The organism is Catenulispora sp. GP43, assembly GCF_041260665.1.
In the GTDB taxonomy this organism is placed as follows: domain Bacteria; phylum Actinomycetota; class Actinomycetes; order Streptomycetales; family Catenulisporaceae; genus Catenulispora.
The window spans coordinates 66,335-81,976 of record NZ_JBGCCT010000039.1; the positions used below are offsets into that span (position 1 = coordinate 66,335).

The following is a 15,642-nucleotide window of genomic DNA, read 5'->3' on the forward strand; positions in this document are numbered from 1 at the left end:
CCATCTCGGTGCTAGGACCATCCGTGCCTATGCTGAAGCGCGTGACCAGTCAATCAGCGGCGCAAAGCGCCTCCTTAACGGGTGGCGGTGGGAGACGGGTGGGAATTCTCGTCGTCGAGGACGAACCGACCCTCGCCGAGGCGATCGCGGCCCGGCTGCGGGCCGAGGGCTTCGCCACCCATCTGGCCGGCGACGGCCCGGCGGCGGTGCGCACGGCCCAGGAGCACCTGCCGGACCTGATCGTCCTGGACGTCATGCTGCCCGGCTTCGACGGCCTGGAGGTCTGCCGGCGGATCCAGGCCGAGCGGGCCGTCCCGGTGCTGATGGTCACCGCGCGTGACGACGAGAGCGACCTGATCGAGGGGCTGCGCACCGGCGCCGACGACTACCTGACCAAGCCGTTCTCGATGCGCGAGCTGATCGCGCGGGTGCACGCCCTGCTCCGGCGCGTGGAGCGGGCCGCGGAGCTCGGCTCGGGCGGGAACGGCGGTCCGGCCGAGAGCAACGTCGTGCCGATCGGGACCGGCTTCGGGCCGGGCACCGCCGCGGTGCGCACCCCGCAGCCGCTGCGCTTCATGGCCATCGGCACCAGCGCCGGCGCCCGGGTGCTGGAGATCGACCCGGCCCAGCGGCGGGTGCGGGTCGGGGCCGGGCGGTCGCAGGACGAGGCGCACCTGACGCCCACCGAGTTCGACCTGCTGGCCTGCCTGGCCGGGCAGCCGCGCACCGTCCTGACCCGGGAGAAGCTGCTGGCCGAGGTGTGGGACTGGCTGGACGCCTCCGGCACCCGCACCGTCGACAGCCACGTGAAGGCCGTGCGCCGCAAGATCGGCGCGGACTGGATCCGCACCGTGCACGGCGTCGGCTACGCGCTGGAGGCCGAGCCGCTCCGGGGCGAGGGGCTGGAGGCGGCCGGACGATGAGCTCGCGCGTCACGCTGCGCTTCGGCACTCGCGTCACCACCCTGAACGCGGCCTCCCGCAAGGTCGGCGGCACCGTCGTGGGCCGGGCCCGCGAGGTGCGCCCGCTGGACCGCTTCCACAGCATCAAGGTCAAGCTCGGCGTGCTCGTCGTGGCCTCGGTGTCGGTGGTCGGCGTGTTCACCGCCCTCGGGGTCTCGGCCGGCATCCAGGCCCGGTACGTGGTCAGCGTCGCGGTGATCCTCTCGCTCGGCGTGACGCAGTTCCTGGCGCACGGCATGACCAGCCCGCTGCGCTCCATGGCCGACGCCGTCGAGCGCATCGCCCGCGGCGACTACAGCCGCCGGGTCACCGCCTCCAGCTCCCGCGACGAGGTCGGGCAGCTGGCCGCCGCGTTCAACCTGATGGCCGCCGACCTGGAGGCGGTGGACCGGCAGCGCAAGGAGCTGATCGCGAACGTCTCGCACGAGCTGCGCACGCCGATCTCGGCGCTGCGCGCGGTGCTGGAGAACGTGGTCGACGGCGTCACCGAGCCGGACCCGCCGACCATGCGGCTGGCCCTGGAGCAGGCCGAGCGGCTGGGCCGGCTGGTCAGCACGCTGCTGGACCTGTCCCGGATCGACGCCGGCGCGGTCGAGCTGGACCGCGAGGACGTGGCGCTGGAGGAGTTCCTGGGCACCGTGGCCCGCGAGGCCACGGTCTCGATGCTGACCCGGGACGGCGCCGACCGGCGCCCCTACACCGTGGTCGACGTGGCTCCGCCGGCGCTCACCGTGCGCGCCGACCGCGAGCGGCTGCACCAGGTCGCGGCCAATCTGCTGGACAACGCGGTCCGCCACTCCCCGCCCGGCGGCAAGGTGACGCTGCGGGCCCGGCGGCTGGAGGAGGGCGGCGTCCGGATCGAGGTCTGCGACCAGGGCCCCGGCATCCCGCCCGGGGAGCGGGTCCGGGTCTTCGACCGCTTCGACCGCGGCTCGCGGCAGGCCGCGGACGGCGGCACGGGGCTGGGGCTGGCCATCGCGCGCTGGGTGGTGGATCTGCACGGCGGACGGATCTCGGTGGCCGAGCCCGCCGTGCCGGTGCTCGCCGCGGGGGCCGCCGAGCCCGTCGCGGTGCTCGCCGGCCATCCGGTGGCCGTCAGCGCGTCACCGGGCTGTGTGATCCGTGTCGATCTGCCGTAACCGACCCCTCCAGCCCCACGCACTGATGTGCGCCCCGGGTGTGAGTCTGGTCACTCCTGACCACGCGCCTGCAACCTGGCCCTAGTCAGATAGAGGGATTTTCCGCGCCGGCCGGTGTGATCAGTGCCTCGAACCCGGGGCGCGACTGCAATAAGGCCCCACATCGGCGTAGCCTGGATGACCGCTATACGTCTACGGCCGGCCCCGGTCGTAGCCGCTGTGCACTCCTATACGCACCCACGCGGAAGAGGGCGGAAACCGCCGTGTCGCCACAGCCGTCGCAGCAGGCAACCACCGATCAGACTGCCGGTACGCCGGGCTCCACGCCGGGGCACACCCTGGCCGAGTTCGGCCCGAACGAGTGGCTGGTGGACGAGATCTACCAGCAGTTCCTGCGCGACCCCGAGAGCGTGGACCGCGCGTGGTGGGACTTCTTCAACGACTACCAGCCCACGGACAGCTCTGCCGCCGCGCAGGCTCTTGCCCCCGTTGCGAAGGTTGATAACCCCGAAGTGACTGTGACCTCCGACACATCGGCCGCCCCTCAGACCGCTCCCGCCCCGGCCGCCGCGGCTCCGGCCGCCCCGGCGACCGTGCCGGCCCCGGCTCCGGCCCCCGCCGCGCAGCCCGCGGCTCCGGCTCCGGCCCCGGCCGCCCCCGCCCCCGCCCCGGTCCAGGTCCCGCGCGACGCGGCGACCACCGCCGCCCCGGCCCCGGCCGGCGGCGCCGCGGGGACCACCACGGCGGTCCTGAAGGGCCCGGCGGCCCGGGTGGTCACCAACATGGAGGCCTCGCTGGAGGTCCCGACCGCGACCAGCGTGCGCGCCGTCCCGGCCAAGCTGCTGATCGACAACCGGATCGTCATCAACAACCACCTGAAGCGGGCCCGCGGCGGCAAGGTCTCCTTCACCCACATCATCGGCTACGCCCTGGCGCAGGCGCTCAAGGCCATGCCGGAGATGAACCGCTCGTTCACCACCGAGAACGGCAAGCCGGCGGTCGTGACCCCGGCGCACGTCAACGTGGGCCTGGCCATCGACCAGGTGAAGCCGGACGGCACCCGGCAGCTGCTGGTCCCCTCCATCAAGGGCGCCGAGCTCATGGACTTCCGCGAGTTCTGGCAGGCCTACGAGGACGTGGTCCGCCGCGCCCGCAACAACAAGCTGACCCCGGACGACTTCGCCGGCACCACGATCTCGCTGACCAACCCGGGCACCATCGGCACCGTGCACTCCGTGCCGCGCCTGATGAAGGGCCAGGGCACCATCCTGGGCGTGGGCGCCATGGAGTACCCGGCGGAGTACTCCGGCACCAGCGAGGAGACCCTGTCCCGGCTGGCGGTCAGCAAGGTCATGACCCTGACCTCGACCTACGACCACCGGATCATCCAGGGCGCGCAGTCCGGCGACTTCCTGCGGATCATCCACCAGCTGCTGCTGGGCGAGGACGGGTTCTACGACAAGATCTTCGAGTCGCTGCGCATCCCCTACGAGCCGGTCCGCTGGATCCAGGACATCTCGGCCTCGCACGAGGACGACATCAACAAGACCGCGCGCGTGCAGGAGCTCATCGAGTCCTACCGCACCCGCGGCCACCTGATGGCCGACACCGACCCGCTGGAGTACAAGCAGCGCCGGCACCCGGACCTGGACGTGGTCAGCCACGGCCTGACCCTGTGGGACCTGGAGCGCGAGTTCGCCACCGGCGGCTTCGGCGGCAAGAAGCTGATGAAGCTGCGCGACGTGCTGGGCGTGCTGCGCGACTCCTACTGCCGCACCATCGGCATCGAGTACATGCACATCCAGTCCCCGGACGAGCGCAAGTGGATCCAGAACCGGGTGGAGCACGGCTACGCCAAGCCCGACCGCACCGAGCAGCTGCGCATCCTGGAGCGCCTGAACGCCGCCGAGGCTTTCGAGACCTTCCTGCAGGTCAAGTTCATGGGCCAGAAGCGCTTCTCGCTGGAGGGCGGGGAGTCGGCGATCCCGCTGCTCGGCGAGATCCTGGCCGACGCCGCGCGCGCGGGCCTGGACGAGGTCGCGATCGGCATGGCCCACCGCGGCCGGCTCAACGTGCTGACGAACATCGTCGGCAAGGAGTACGCCGAGGTCTTCCGCGAGTTCGAGGGCAACCTGGACCCCAAGTCCATGCACGGCTCCGGCGACGTGAAGTACCACCTGGGCGCCTCGGGCAGCTTCACCGCCCTGGACGGCTCGGAGATCGCCGTCACCCTGGCCGCGAACCCCTCGCACCTGGAGACCGTGGACCCGGTCCTGGAGGGCATCGTCCGCGCCAAGCAGGACATCATCGACAAGGCCTCGGCCGGCTTCACCGTGCTGCCGCTGCTGATCCACGGCGACGCCGCGTTCGCCGGCCAGGGCGTGGTGGCCGAGACCCTGAACCTGTCGCAGCTGCGCGGCTACCGCACCGGCGGCACCGTGCACCTGGTGATCAACAACCAGGTCGGCTTCACCACCTCGCCGACCTCCTCGCGCTCCTCGATCTACGCCACCGACGTGGCCCGGATGATCGAGGCGCCGATCTTCCACGTGAACGGCGACGACCCCGAGGCCTGCGTCCGGGTGGCGCAGCTGGCCTTCGACTACCGCCAGGCGTTCAACAAGGACGTCGTCATCGACATGATCTGCTATCGCCGCCGCGGCCACAACGAGGGCGACGACCCGTCGATGACCCAGCCGCTGATGTACAACCTCATCGAGGCCAAGCGCAGCGTCCGCAAGCTGTACACCGAGGGCCTGATCGGCCGCGGCGACATCACCCTGGAAGAGGCCGAGGAGGCCCTGCGCAACTACCAGGGCCAGCTGGAGCGGGTGTTCGCCGAGACCAAGGAGGTCTCCAAGGCCCCGGTGTCGGCGACCTTCGCGGTGGACGTGCAGCCCTACCCGGCGCAGGTGGAAACCGCGATCACCGAGCAGACCGTCAAGGTCATCGCCGACTCGCAGGTCTCGCTGCCCGACGGCTTCACCCCGCACCCGAAGGTGCTGCAGCCGCTGCAGAAGCGCGCGCAGATGATCACCGACGACAAGATCGACTGGGGCATGGGCGAGACCCTGGCCTTCGGCTCGCTGCTGATGGAGGGCGTGCCGGTCCGGCTGGCCGGCCAGGACTCCCGCCGCGGCACCTTCGTGCAGCGCCAGCACGTGCTGGTGGACCGGGAGAACGCCACCGAGTACACCCCGCTGTCCAACCTGACCTCCGAGCAGGCCAAGTACACGGTCTACGACTCGCTGCTGAGCGAGTACGCGGCCCTGGGCTTCGAGTACGGCTACTCCGTGGTCCGCACGAACGCCCTGGTGCTGTGGGAGGCGCAGTTCGGCGACTTCGTCAACGGCGCGCAGTCGGTCATCGACGAGTACATCTCCAGCGGCGAGCAGAAGTGGGGCCAGCAGTCCGGCGTCGTGCTCCTGCTGCCGCACGGCTACGAGGGCCAGGGCCCGGACCACTCCTCGGCCCGCCCCGAGCGCTTCCTGCAGATGTGCGCGCAGAACAACATGACCGTGGCGATGCCCTCGAACCCGGCGTCCTACTTCCACCTGCTGCGCTGGCAGGCGCACAACCCGGCGCACAAGCCGCTGGTGGTGTTCACGCCCAAGTCGATGCTGCGCCTGAAGGACGCGGTCTCGCCGGTCGCCGACTTCACCTCGGGCCGCTTCGAGCCGGTGCTGCCGGACGTCACGGTCGACCCGGCCGGCGTGCGCCGGGTGCTGCTGGTCTCCGGCAAGCTCTACTGGGAGCTGGCGGCCAAGCGGGCCAAGGCGGGTATCACCGACACCGCGATCGTGCGGGTGGAGCGGCTGCACCCGCTGCCGGCCGCCGAGATCGCCGCGGTGCTGGCCGCCTACGGCCCGGACGTGGACCTGCGCTGGGTCCAGGAGGAGCCGGCCAACCAGGGCGTGTGGCCGTTCGTGGCGATGAACCTGCCGGCGGCCCTGGGCCGCGGCCTGACGGTGGTCTCGCGGGCCGCCGCGTCCTCCCCGGCGGTGGGCTCGGGCAAGCGGCACGCCGTTGAGCAGGGCCAGCTGGTCGAGGACGCCTTCGCCGGCTGACAGGCGACTGACACGGCATGACCCAGAGTGGGATTCGCGCTTCGGCACGGGTCCCGCCCATAACACGGGGTGGGATTCGCGCTGCGGCGCGGGTCCCACCCCTTTGTATAGAAACTCAGAGCTCTTTCATAGCGAACGGAAGAACGATGTACTTCACAGACCGGGGCATCGAGGAGCTGGACAAGCGCCGGGGAGAGGAGGAGGTGACGCTGTCCTGGCTGGCCGAGCAGCTGCGCACCTTCACCGATCTGAACCCGGAGTTCGAGACCGCGGTGGACCGGCTGGCCACCTGGCTCGCGCGGTTGGCCGACGACGAGGACTGAAGCCCTGGTCACGGCGGGGGACTTGCCCCCGCCCGCAACGCGATATATCGTCTCCATCAGAGACGCGATACATCGTGAAAGGGCCCAGGTGATGACGAGACACGAGCTGAGCGGTCCGGACCGGCTCGCCTTCGAGGGGATCCACCGGCTGAAAGTCGTCACCACCGCGGGCAGGGTCGACGTGGTCGGTGCCGGCGAGGACGGCGCGGCGGTGGTGGACGTGACCCGGGTCAAGGGCGGGGAGCCCCTGGTAGTCGCGGCCGAGGACGGCGAGCTGACGGTGCGGCACGGCGAGTTCCGGCCGAACGTGCTCGGCTGGCTGATGCACGGCCGCAAGATCGAGGCCGACATCTCGATCCAGGTGCCCCCGGACTGCCTGGTGGACGTCACGGTGGTCTCCGGACCCCTGGTGGTGTCGAACCTGCACGAGCGGACCCGGGTCCAGGGCGTGTCCGGCGAGATCACCCTCGCCCAGCTGCACGGGCCCACCGACGTCAAGACGGTCTCCGGCGCGATCACCGCCGAGAGCGTCACCGACGACCTGAGCGCGCACACCGTCTCCGGGCCGATCACCGTGATCGCCCTGGGGTCGCAGAACACGATCAAGGCCGGCACCACGTCGGGCGCGATCACCGTGGACCTGGAGGACGGCACCGACGCCCCGCGCCTGGAGCTGAACGTGGTCTCCGGCCAGGTCATCGTGCGCGCCCCGGAGGATGCGAACCTGGAGGTGGACATGTCCACGATGAGCGGCCGCACCGTCACCACCTTCGACGGGCTGGACTCCCAGGCGCTGTTCGGGAACAAGCAGATCCCCTTCACCAAGCCGCGGCAGCTGTCCGGACGTCTGGGTACCGGACAGGGGAAGCTGAAGGCGCGGGCGGTGTCCGGTGACATGACGCTGCTGAGAAGGGCCGCCGACCCCGAGCTGAAGGGCTCGGGCGTGGGCGGCGAAGATGGAGAGGATCGTTAGATGGCACCCGTCTTCGGACACGGACGGCTGCGGCTGTACCTGTTGAAGCTGCTCGCTGAGAGCCCCAAGCACGGGTACGAGATCATCCAGCAGCTCAAGGAGCGGTTCCAGGGCCTGTACGCGCCCAGCGCCGGCACGGTGTACCCGCGGCTGTCGCGCCTGGAGAGCGAGGGCCTGATCCGGCACGAGACCGACGAGCGCGGCCGCAAGGTGTACCACATCACCGACGCCGGCCGGACCGAGCTCGCCGCGCGCGCCGACGACATGGACGCGCTGGAGACCGAGATCCGCGAGTCGGTCAGCAGCCTGGCCGAGGAGATCCGCGACGAGGTCAAGGAATCCGCCCGGCACATCCAGGAGGAGCTGCGCGCGGCCGCCGCCGAGGCCCGCACCGAGTCCACGAAGGGCCGCGGCGCGCCCTCGCACCCGCCGGCGGACCGCTCGCAGTGGGGCAAGGACGAGTGGCGCGAGTGGAAGCGCGCGCAGAACGACTGGAAGGAACAGTGGAAGGACCAGTGGGCCGCGCAGTGGCGTGAGCACTGGCAGGACGAGGCCACGCGCTGGCAGCGCTTCGCGCACGACAGCGTGGACGACTGGACCGGCCGCCGCGCGCGGGACCGGGCCGATCGCGAGCAGCTGGACGAGCTGCGGGCGACGTTCATGCGCTTCCGCGACGAGGTGCGGACCATGGCGCGCGAGCACCAGGCCGACATCCCTGTGACGCAGGACCAGCTGAACGCGGCGCGCGAGGTGCTGGAGCGGGCGGCTCGGGAGCTGCGGGACATCTTCCGGGGCTGACACGACCCGGAGAGCAAGAGGGGGTGGCGGCGCGCGCCGGCGGACTTCGGTCCTCCGGCGCGCGCCGTCGGCGTTTGCCGGTGCGTCCGGCATTTATCGGGGCGTCGGGCCCATGCGGCATCATGACTCCTGGGAGGGAGCCATCGTGGTCGCAGGACTCATCGACGCTGTGCACTTCGCGGGCCGGGACGACGCGTCGGCGCTGCTGCGCGGCCTCGACGACCTGGAGCTCGCCGAGGAGATCGCGGGTGCTTCGCTGCCCTTGTGCGTGGCGGTGAGCGATTTCGTGCTCGGCCGGCCCGCCTCGGCGCCGGCGGTGGCACTGGCCCGGCGCGCGCTGGCCGACGAGACCGTGGCCGATCCGGACGCGGTGCTGCGGGCGCTGATCCGGCGGGCGGATCCGGCCGTCGACGAGGCGCTGGTGCGGACCGCGGGCAAGCGGTCGAGGACTTGGATCCTGGCGGCGCTGGTGCGGGACCGGCGCGGCCCGGACGGCGCGGCGGTCATCACCCCCGGCGTCAAGCGGTTCCTGCGGGCCCAGCTGGCGCGGACCGAGCGGCGGCACGCGGGACGGCACACGCCGATGCCGGCGCGGATCGAGATCGATCTGACGGTGGCCGTGTGCTGCGCGGACGATCCGGGCCTGGTGGCGACCGCTCTGCCGCTGGCCGTGCGGTTGCGCCAGGTGACGGCCGTGGTGCGCGGGCTGCGGACGCTGCGCGATCACGGGCTTCTCAGCTCGCTGTGGGAGGACGGGCTGCGCGAGATCGTCACCGAGGTGATGGGCTCGGGGTCGGCGTACTACATCCCGGGGTGGGAGACCGCGCTCGCGTTCGGGGACACCGGCGACGACGCGGCGCTGGCGAAGGCCTCGCGGCGGCTGCGCACCGCCGTCCTGCCGGGGGTGGACGAGGCCGAGTCCTGGACCGCGCCGAACACCGGGTCGCAGCTCTACGCGGTGCCGTGGGACGAGGTGCTGGCTTACGCGGACGTGGTCGGCGAGGGCGACGAGGGCACCCAGGCCGGACATGGCACGGCCCGCGGGCTCGACGAGGCGGCGGCGCGCGAGGACGTGCCGCAGGACGTGCGCGCGACGTTCGAGGAGCGGTACCCGCGCGCGGTGTTCTGGGCGGCGCGGCCGGATGCCGGGACGCTGCGGCGGGCGCGCGAGGCCGCGCGGCGCCTGAACCCGGCGACGCGGCACTTCGCGACGCGCGAACTGCTCCGTCGCGGCCTGCTGCACGGTTCGCTGAGCGCGCCGGAGGCGGTGGCGCACGCGGAGCCGGCGGCGGACGTGCTGGCACTGGCGCTGCCCACGCCCCCGGGGCTGACGGAGTACTACACGGCCAAGGGGAAGAACGGCTTCGCACCGCACTTCGTCCGCATCCCGCCGGAGGCCGAGGAGCGGTACCAGGCCGACCTGCGCGCGGCGATCGCCGAGGCGATCGGGCCGGATCCGGTGCGCTGGCTCAAGGTGCTGACCCGGGTGGCGGCGTGGGAGGGCAGCCTCGGCGGCCCGGGAGGTCTGCTGGAGGCGGTCGACGCCGGAGCCCCGCTGCCGGAACGGCGCGCGGGACGGTGGCCGCGCGGGGTGGACCCGGCGGCGGTGGTGTTGGAGGTCGCGCCGGCGGAGGTGGCCGCGGCGGTGCGGGCGGTGGTGGAGGGGCGGGCACTGGTCGGCGCGGCAGCGGACGACCAGCCACCCACCAGCGCGGCGGAATCCCCCGGCCCTGAGACTCGTGCGCTGATCGGCGTCCTCACCCGCATCCTGGACCGCGGTCCCGAGCCGCGGTGGCTGCTCGACCTCGCGCTCGGCCCGAACGGCACGCCGGCCATGCGCCTGGCGGCGGCCCGCAATCCGGCGGCGACGGTCGGCACGCTGTGGCGGCTGGCCGACCGGGAGCCCGCGGAACCCGGTGTGCTGGCGGCGGTATATCTGCATCCGCTGGCGTCGCTGGAGCTGCGGATCGCGGCGGTGGTGCGGTCCGAGGCCGCGGGCGGGGTGTATCCGGGGCTGGTGCGCCGGCTGGTGACGCGGCCTGTGGAGCCGGCGATGTTGCAGCCGGTGCTGGAATCGCGCGATCCGGAGCTGCTGCACACCGTGCTGCGGCGGAGCAACCGCTCGTTGCAGACCGACCGGCGCGTCGTCGCCTACGCGCGCCTGGCCGAGGCCGCCGGCCCGGAGCCGGTGTGGGCGCTGGAGCTGGAGCGGGCCGGGAGCCTGGAGCGCATGCACGAGGCGGTCCGCGCCTCGATGAGCGCGCACAGCGACGAGCCCCTGCGCGCGGCGGCGGAGGACATCGCGCGGCCGGAGCCGGAGCGTGTCGCCACGGGGTGGGACGCCGACTTCCAGCCGTCCCGGCCCGACACCGCCGAGCGCGTCCGCCGGCATCTCGACGGCCGGCCCGAGCGCTGGTCGCGGCTCGCCGAGCCCGGGGCCACGCTGTACGGGCTGCTCGCGGAGTTCGAGGGGGCCGAGCCGCAGGTTCCGCGGCCGCGACAGAGCCAGACCCCGAGTCCGGTGCCGCCGCTCCCCCACAGCGAGCCCCCGAAGCCGCCCAGCGCGTGAACGCCCCGGCCCGGGTCCTGAACCTGCTGCACGCGGCGCGTCCCGAGGACGTCGCGCCGGTCCTGTCCCTGCTGTCCGACGCCGACCTGGCCGCGGGCCTGGCCGACGAGCACTGCGATCCCGAGCTGCGCTCGGTCCGGCCGGACCGTGACGCCCTCTGCCATGCCCTGCTCGGCCCGCGCCGGAAGACCGACGACCTCCTGGGCGAGCCCGGCGCCGTCCAGGACACCCTGCGGCTCGCGGCTCGCGCGCCGTATGAGGCTTTGCTGCGCGACGGCATCACTCCCTACGGCCGTCCGCGGGCTGATCTGAACCGGCAGCTCTCCGCCGCGCTCACCGCGGCGCTCGGAGCCGAGCCGTGGCGGTGGTTCGGAGTCCTGAGGCTGGCCGACACCTGGCCGCGGTCCTTCACCGACCTGCTCGACGAGGCCGCGGGTTGGGCCTCGGAGTCGGAGCCGCCGGACGGCACCATGCGCTTCCGCCTGCCGGGTGAGCTGTTCCTGCCCGGCGTCGTGCTCGCCCTGGCGCCGCCCGCGGTCGTCGCGGACGTGCTCGTCCACACCGGACGCCGATCCGAGGGGATGCTCCAGGGACTGCTCAGGCACCCGCCTTACCTCCCCGCGTACCGGGAGTACGCCTTCGGCCCCGACGGCTCCGACTACGCGCGCCAGTCGCTGTGCGCGAGCACCGGCAAGCCCTTGGCGCTGGCCCACGAGCTGCTCGATCACGGCATGGGCCCGCGGTACACGGCGCTGATCGCGGCCGCGCACAACGACCTCGCCCTGCGGCTGCGCGTCCACCGGGACCCGGACTCCGCTGCGAACCGGTGGCGCACCAGCAGCCTCGCCCAGACGACGCCCGAGCAGGTCCACGCGCTGCTGTCGGGCGCCGAGACCGCCGACGAGCTCTACGGCCTGCTCACCGCGCTCAAGCCCCTCCTGCGGCGCAATACGGAGGCGGGGGCGCTGCGGGTGTTCGCCTACCGCCGCCTCGGGGAGCTGGCCGGACCGGAGCCGGTGTGGAGCGTCGAGCTGGACCTCGCCGGCGGCCTCACCCTGATGGTGCATTCGGCGGTGCGGGCGTCCATGGCCGGCGGCGGCCTCGCACCGCTGATCGCCGCCGCCGAGGCGAAGACCCCGCCGGGTCCGCCGGAACCGGCGCCGAATCAGGGCCCGCTGACCGAGTGGCCGGTGGAGGACGCGGTACGCAGTCATCTCGATGGTCGGCTGGACCGCTGGCGGGCATTGCTCGGATCATCGGATGAAGGAGCCGAGTCGGCGCTCGGACTCGGGCAATGGGCAACCGGGCAATGGGTTCGACCGGCGGGCCGCGGCATAGAAGACTTGAGGCAGGACACGAAAACGCCGCCGCCCGCCGACGGAAACACCGACACCATCACCGCCACCGCCACCGCCACCGCCACCGCCGAGGAGGACGCCGCATGAAGACCCACGAGTCGGACCGCCGCTCCCGGCGCCTGCCGGTCAGCGCCACCGACCGCAAGGCGCTGGCGGCGTGGCAGCCCGCGGAGCCGGAGACGATCGCGGAGGCGGTGCGGCTGAAGGAGGCGGCGCTCGTCGACTTCGGCATGGAGTCCTCGGCCATCGCCGGGTGGATCTACTCCAAGTGCGCGCACCAGATACCCACCACCGCCATCGAGACCGCGGCGGTGATGGCGGCCGGGGACGGCACCTGTCTGCTGCTGTTCAATCCGGACTTCTTCGTCGAGCTGGGGCTGGACGGGGTGAAGTTCGTGCTCTTCCACGAGGCCCGGCACCTGATCCAGCGGCACCTGTTCACCGAGCCGGAGCTGCGCGAGGACCCGGTGTTCGACATCGCCATCGAGTGCACCATCAACCACGTCGCGCTGACCCGGCTGCGCCGCGACAGCCTGCCGGTGTACGGCGGCGAGCCGACCGGGGTGGACCCGCGCAAGATCTTCGCGGGCTACCACGCCGATCTCACCGCGCAGGGCCTGAGTCCGTTCTCCTACGAGGAGTTCATCCGGACCGACATGGGCTGCTACACCGAGCTGCGGCGGATGAAGCACCCTCCGACGCCGCCGCCGGTCTGCGTCCACGAGCTGCTTCAGGAGCTGCAGGAGGAGCTCGCCGACGCCGAGACCATCGAGCGGATCGGCAACGAGGTGCTGGCGAACGTGCTGCTGGCCGGCAAGCGCGGGGTGCGCGAGGCGCGCTCGGAGCTGCTGGACCTCATCGACCGGACCGAGGGCGCCACCGACCGGCTGGCCAAGCTGTGGGGCGACATGGGCGCCGGGATGATCCGCGGCCAGACGCAGCGGACCCGGCGGGTGGACTGGTGGCAGCGCTGGCTGGTCGACGTGCTGGCCTCCAAGCTGGCCGAGGGCGAGCGGCTGGTCTACCCGAAGAAGCGGGGCGCGGTGCTGGCCGCGCTCGGCCAGGACCCGACGCTGTCCCGGCGCGGTCCGGAGCGGCACCGGGTGGTGGCGATCGCCGTGGACGCCTCCGGATCGATGCCGCCGCCGGTGGTGGACTGGATCGCCTCGCTGGTCGGGCAGCTGGACGGGGTGGAGGCGCACTGGCTGTCCTTCGACGCCGAGGTGGTGCCGTTCGCGCCGGGCGACCCGCTGGTCGGCGGCGGCGGGACCAGCTTCCGGGCGGTCGCGGACTACCTCGAGGGGCGCACGCCCTCGGCCCGGACCGGGGAGCCGTTCGACGAGACGCTGGACGCGGTCATCATGGTGACCGACGGCATGGCCCCGCACATCACCCCGGCCGAGCCCGACAAGTGGATCTGGCTGATCACCGAGCACGGCGACGACTGGCCCGAGGGCCATTCGCCGCAGATGGCCTGTCACAAGGTACGAACGGGGGACCGTTGAGCGAGCACACCACCGGCCAGACCGCGTTGCCGCCGGAGGCGGACGGCTTCGGCAGCGGCGTCGGCGTCGGACTGGGCGACGACCCCGGACTGCCGCGCCAGGGCGGCGGGGACGGCGCCGGCCCCGGCGCCCGGGCCGCCGCGGCCCGGCCCTCGGCCCTGGAGGCGTTCATCGACGCCATGATCGACCTGGGCCAGACCGGGCAGATCTTCGGCGAGCACGGCATCGGCAAGACCGCCACGTTCGCCGCGCACATCAAGGCCGCGTACGACGACACCGAGCTGGTCTACGTCCCGGCCGCGAACCTGGCCCCGGACGACCTGCTGGTGAACGCCCCAGTGCGGGACCCGCGCAGCGGCGAGCTGGTGCTGCGGCAGCTGGTGATGCGCCAGCTCAAGCCGGGGCGCCGGTTCGTGCTGCTGATCGACGACTCGCTGCAGGCGGGCCCGGCGATCCAGTCGCAGCTGATGCAGATCGCCTGCAACTGGACCCTCGGCGAGCACGACCTGCGGGCCCTGGGCTGCGTCGGCGTCTTCCTGGCCGACAACGAGTCGCTGGCCGAGACCGCGGCCCGGCGCAGCGACTTCGCGATCCTGGACCGGATGGTCACCATCAAGGTGACCGCGAACGACACGGCCTGGCGCGACGCGCTGCGCCGCAAGTTCGGCCAGTTCGACCTGACCGGTGTGTTCCGGGTCTGGGCCGCGCAGCCCCCGGAGATCCGCCGGCTGCTCTCCCCGCGCACGCTGGAGCACATCCTGGCCAACGCCGCCGAGGGCTTCCCGCTGGTCTGGGGCCTGCCGCTGCTCAACGGCAGCCGGCTGCGGCTGGCGCTGCCGGCCGGCGAGGGCGCCCGGGCCAAGGAGGTGGACCGCACCGGGGAGATCCTGGACGCGATCGCCGCGGCGCTGAACGTCCCGAACCGGGCCACGATCGCCGACCCGGTACGCCGCCTGGTGCGCGCGGCGTTGAAGAACCGGTGGTGCGTGCTGGTCCAGGGCCCGCCCGGCTGCGGCAAGACCGAGGTGGTCAGGACGCTGATCCAGGAGGTGCTGCGGCGCGACCCGCTGTACTTCTCGCTGCCGGTGACCAACGTCGAGGACCTGTGCGCCCCGGTCCCCTCCCCCGACGGCACCCTGGACAACCTGCTGGCCGCCGGCTTCACCGGGGACGAGCCGAAGGCCGTGGTGTGGGACGAGTACAACCGCCCGAAGGACAAGGCGGCCTTCGCCCGGCTGATGGAGATCACCCAGGAGTGGTCGGTGGCCGGCCGCCCGATCCGCGGCCTGCGCGCCCAGATCGCGCTGCAGAACCCGCCGTACCACGTGGGCCGCAAACTCCTGGTGTCGCGCAACAACATCGCCCAGGCCTCGCGCTTCACCGCGTCGCTGGACATCACCCCGGAGGACATCCCGGCCAACGAGTGGCTGATCGCCAAGTACGGCGCGATCGCCGAGACCGTCCTGGAGTGGTGGAAGAACGACATCGACGACGAGGGCCGCGCCTGGATCACCAAGCGCACCCTGGAGCGCCTGATCCGGCTGCACGGCCGCGGCCTGCCCCTGCAGCAGGGCCTGGTCTACCTCGGCGACGGTGAGTACGCCCCGGTCCCGCTCGGCGGCCTGACCGCGCGCCTGGCCGGCTCGCAGCGCACCGGCCTGAAGGAGCTGGCCGCGGACGTCGACTCCTGGGAGCGGCGCCTGGCGCTGGCGGTGGCCGGCAACGCAGAGGGCGACGACGCCTCCGACGTGGTCCACCAGGTGTTCGCCAACGCCGAGCTGTCGCAGCTGAAGAAGCAGCGCGAGGTGGTGATCCGCCTGGCCGCGCACCTCCCGCCGAAACTGCGGGCCACCTATCTGGTCGGCGCCTCGGAGGACGCGCAGGCCTTCTGGGTCGGTGTGCTGGCGGCTTGCCGATCGCGGCAGGCTTCCGCCAGGATTCCGTGAAC

General features: G+C 72.6%; 10 protein-coding genes. All 10 read left to right on the plus strand.

Annotation, left to right across the window (positions count from 1 at the left end; genetic code table 11):
- Positions 1-29: 29 nt before the first annotated feature.
- Complete coding sequence (locus ABH926_RS46840) at positions 30-923, plus strand: response regulator transcription factor (RefSeq protein ID WP_370373730.1); 894 nt, start codon at positions 30-32, stop codon at positions 921-923.
- Positions 920-2,101: an ATP-binding protein gene (locus tag ABH926_RS46845; protein ID WP_370373732.1), complete on the plus strand. Its 1,182-nt coding sequence runs from the start codon at positions 920-922 to the stop codon at positions 2,099-2,101. The genes ABH926_RS46840 and ABH926_RS46845 overlap by 4 nt, the downstream gene beginning before the upstream one ends.
- 263 nt (positions 2,102-2,364) lie before the next feature.
- Complete coding sequence (locus ABH926_RS46850) at positions 2,365-6,168, plus strand: multifunctional oxoglutarate decarboxylase/oxoglutarate dehydrogenase thiamine pyrophosphate-binding subunit/dihydrolipoyllysine-residue succinyltransferase subunit (RefSeq protein WP_370373734.1); 3,804 nt, start codon at positions 2,365-2,367, stop codon at positions 6,166-6,168.
- Between the two features lie 146 nt (positions 6,169-6,314).
- Positions 6,315-6,491 (plus strand): DUF6104 family protein, encoded by a 177-nt coding sequence (locus ABH926_RS46855; protein ID WP_370373736.1) that lies wholly within the window; start codon positions 6,315-6,317, stop codon positions 6,489-6,491.
- Positions 6,492-6,582: 91 nt separating this feature from the next.
- Positions 6,583-7,464 (plus strand): DUF4097 domain-containing protein, encoded by an 882-nt coding sequence (locus tag ABH926_RS46860; RefSeq protein WP_370373738.1) that lies wholly within the window; start codon positions 6,583-6,585, stop codon positions 7,462-7,464.
- Entirely contained in the window at positions 7,465-8,262 is a 798-nt protein-coding gene (locus ABH926_RS46865) for a PadR family transcriptional regulator (RefSeq protein WP_370373740.1), read from the plus strand. It abuts the gene before it with no gap.
- 145 nt (positions 8,263-8,407) lie between these two features.
- A complete protein-coding gene (locus ABH926_RS46870) occupies positions 8,408-10,831 on the plus strand; it encodes a hypothetical protein (RefSeq protein ID WP_370373742.1) in 2,424 nt (807 codons plus the stop codon).
- Complete coding sequence (locus tag ABH926_RS46875) at positions 10,828-12,276, plus strand: hypothetical protein (protein ID WP_370373744.1); 1,449 nt, start codon at positions 10,828-10,830, stop codon at positions 12,274-12,276. Before ABH926_RS46870 ends, ABH926_RS46875 begins: the two co-directional genes overlap by 4 nt.
- The gene (locus ABH926_RS46880; RefSeq protein WP_370373745.1) at positions 12,273-13,694 is read left to right on the plus strand and encodes a hypothetical protein; all 1,422 of its coding nucleotides are present in this window, start codon (positions 12,273-12,275) and stop codon (positions 13,692-13,694) included. Before ABH926_RS46875 ends, ABH926_RS46880 begins: the two co-directional genes overlap by 4 nt.
- The gene (locus ABH926_RS46885; protein ID WP_370373747.1) at positions 13,691-15,640 is read left to right on the plus strand and encodes an AAA family ATPase; all 1,950 of its coding nucleotides are present in this window, start codon (positions 13,691-13,693) and stop codon (positions 15,638-15,640) included. The genes ABH926_RS46880 and ABH926_RS46885 overlap by 4 nt, the downstream gene beginning before the upstream one ends.
- The last annotated feature ends 2 nt before the right edge of the window (positions 15,641-15,642 follow it).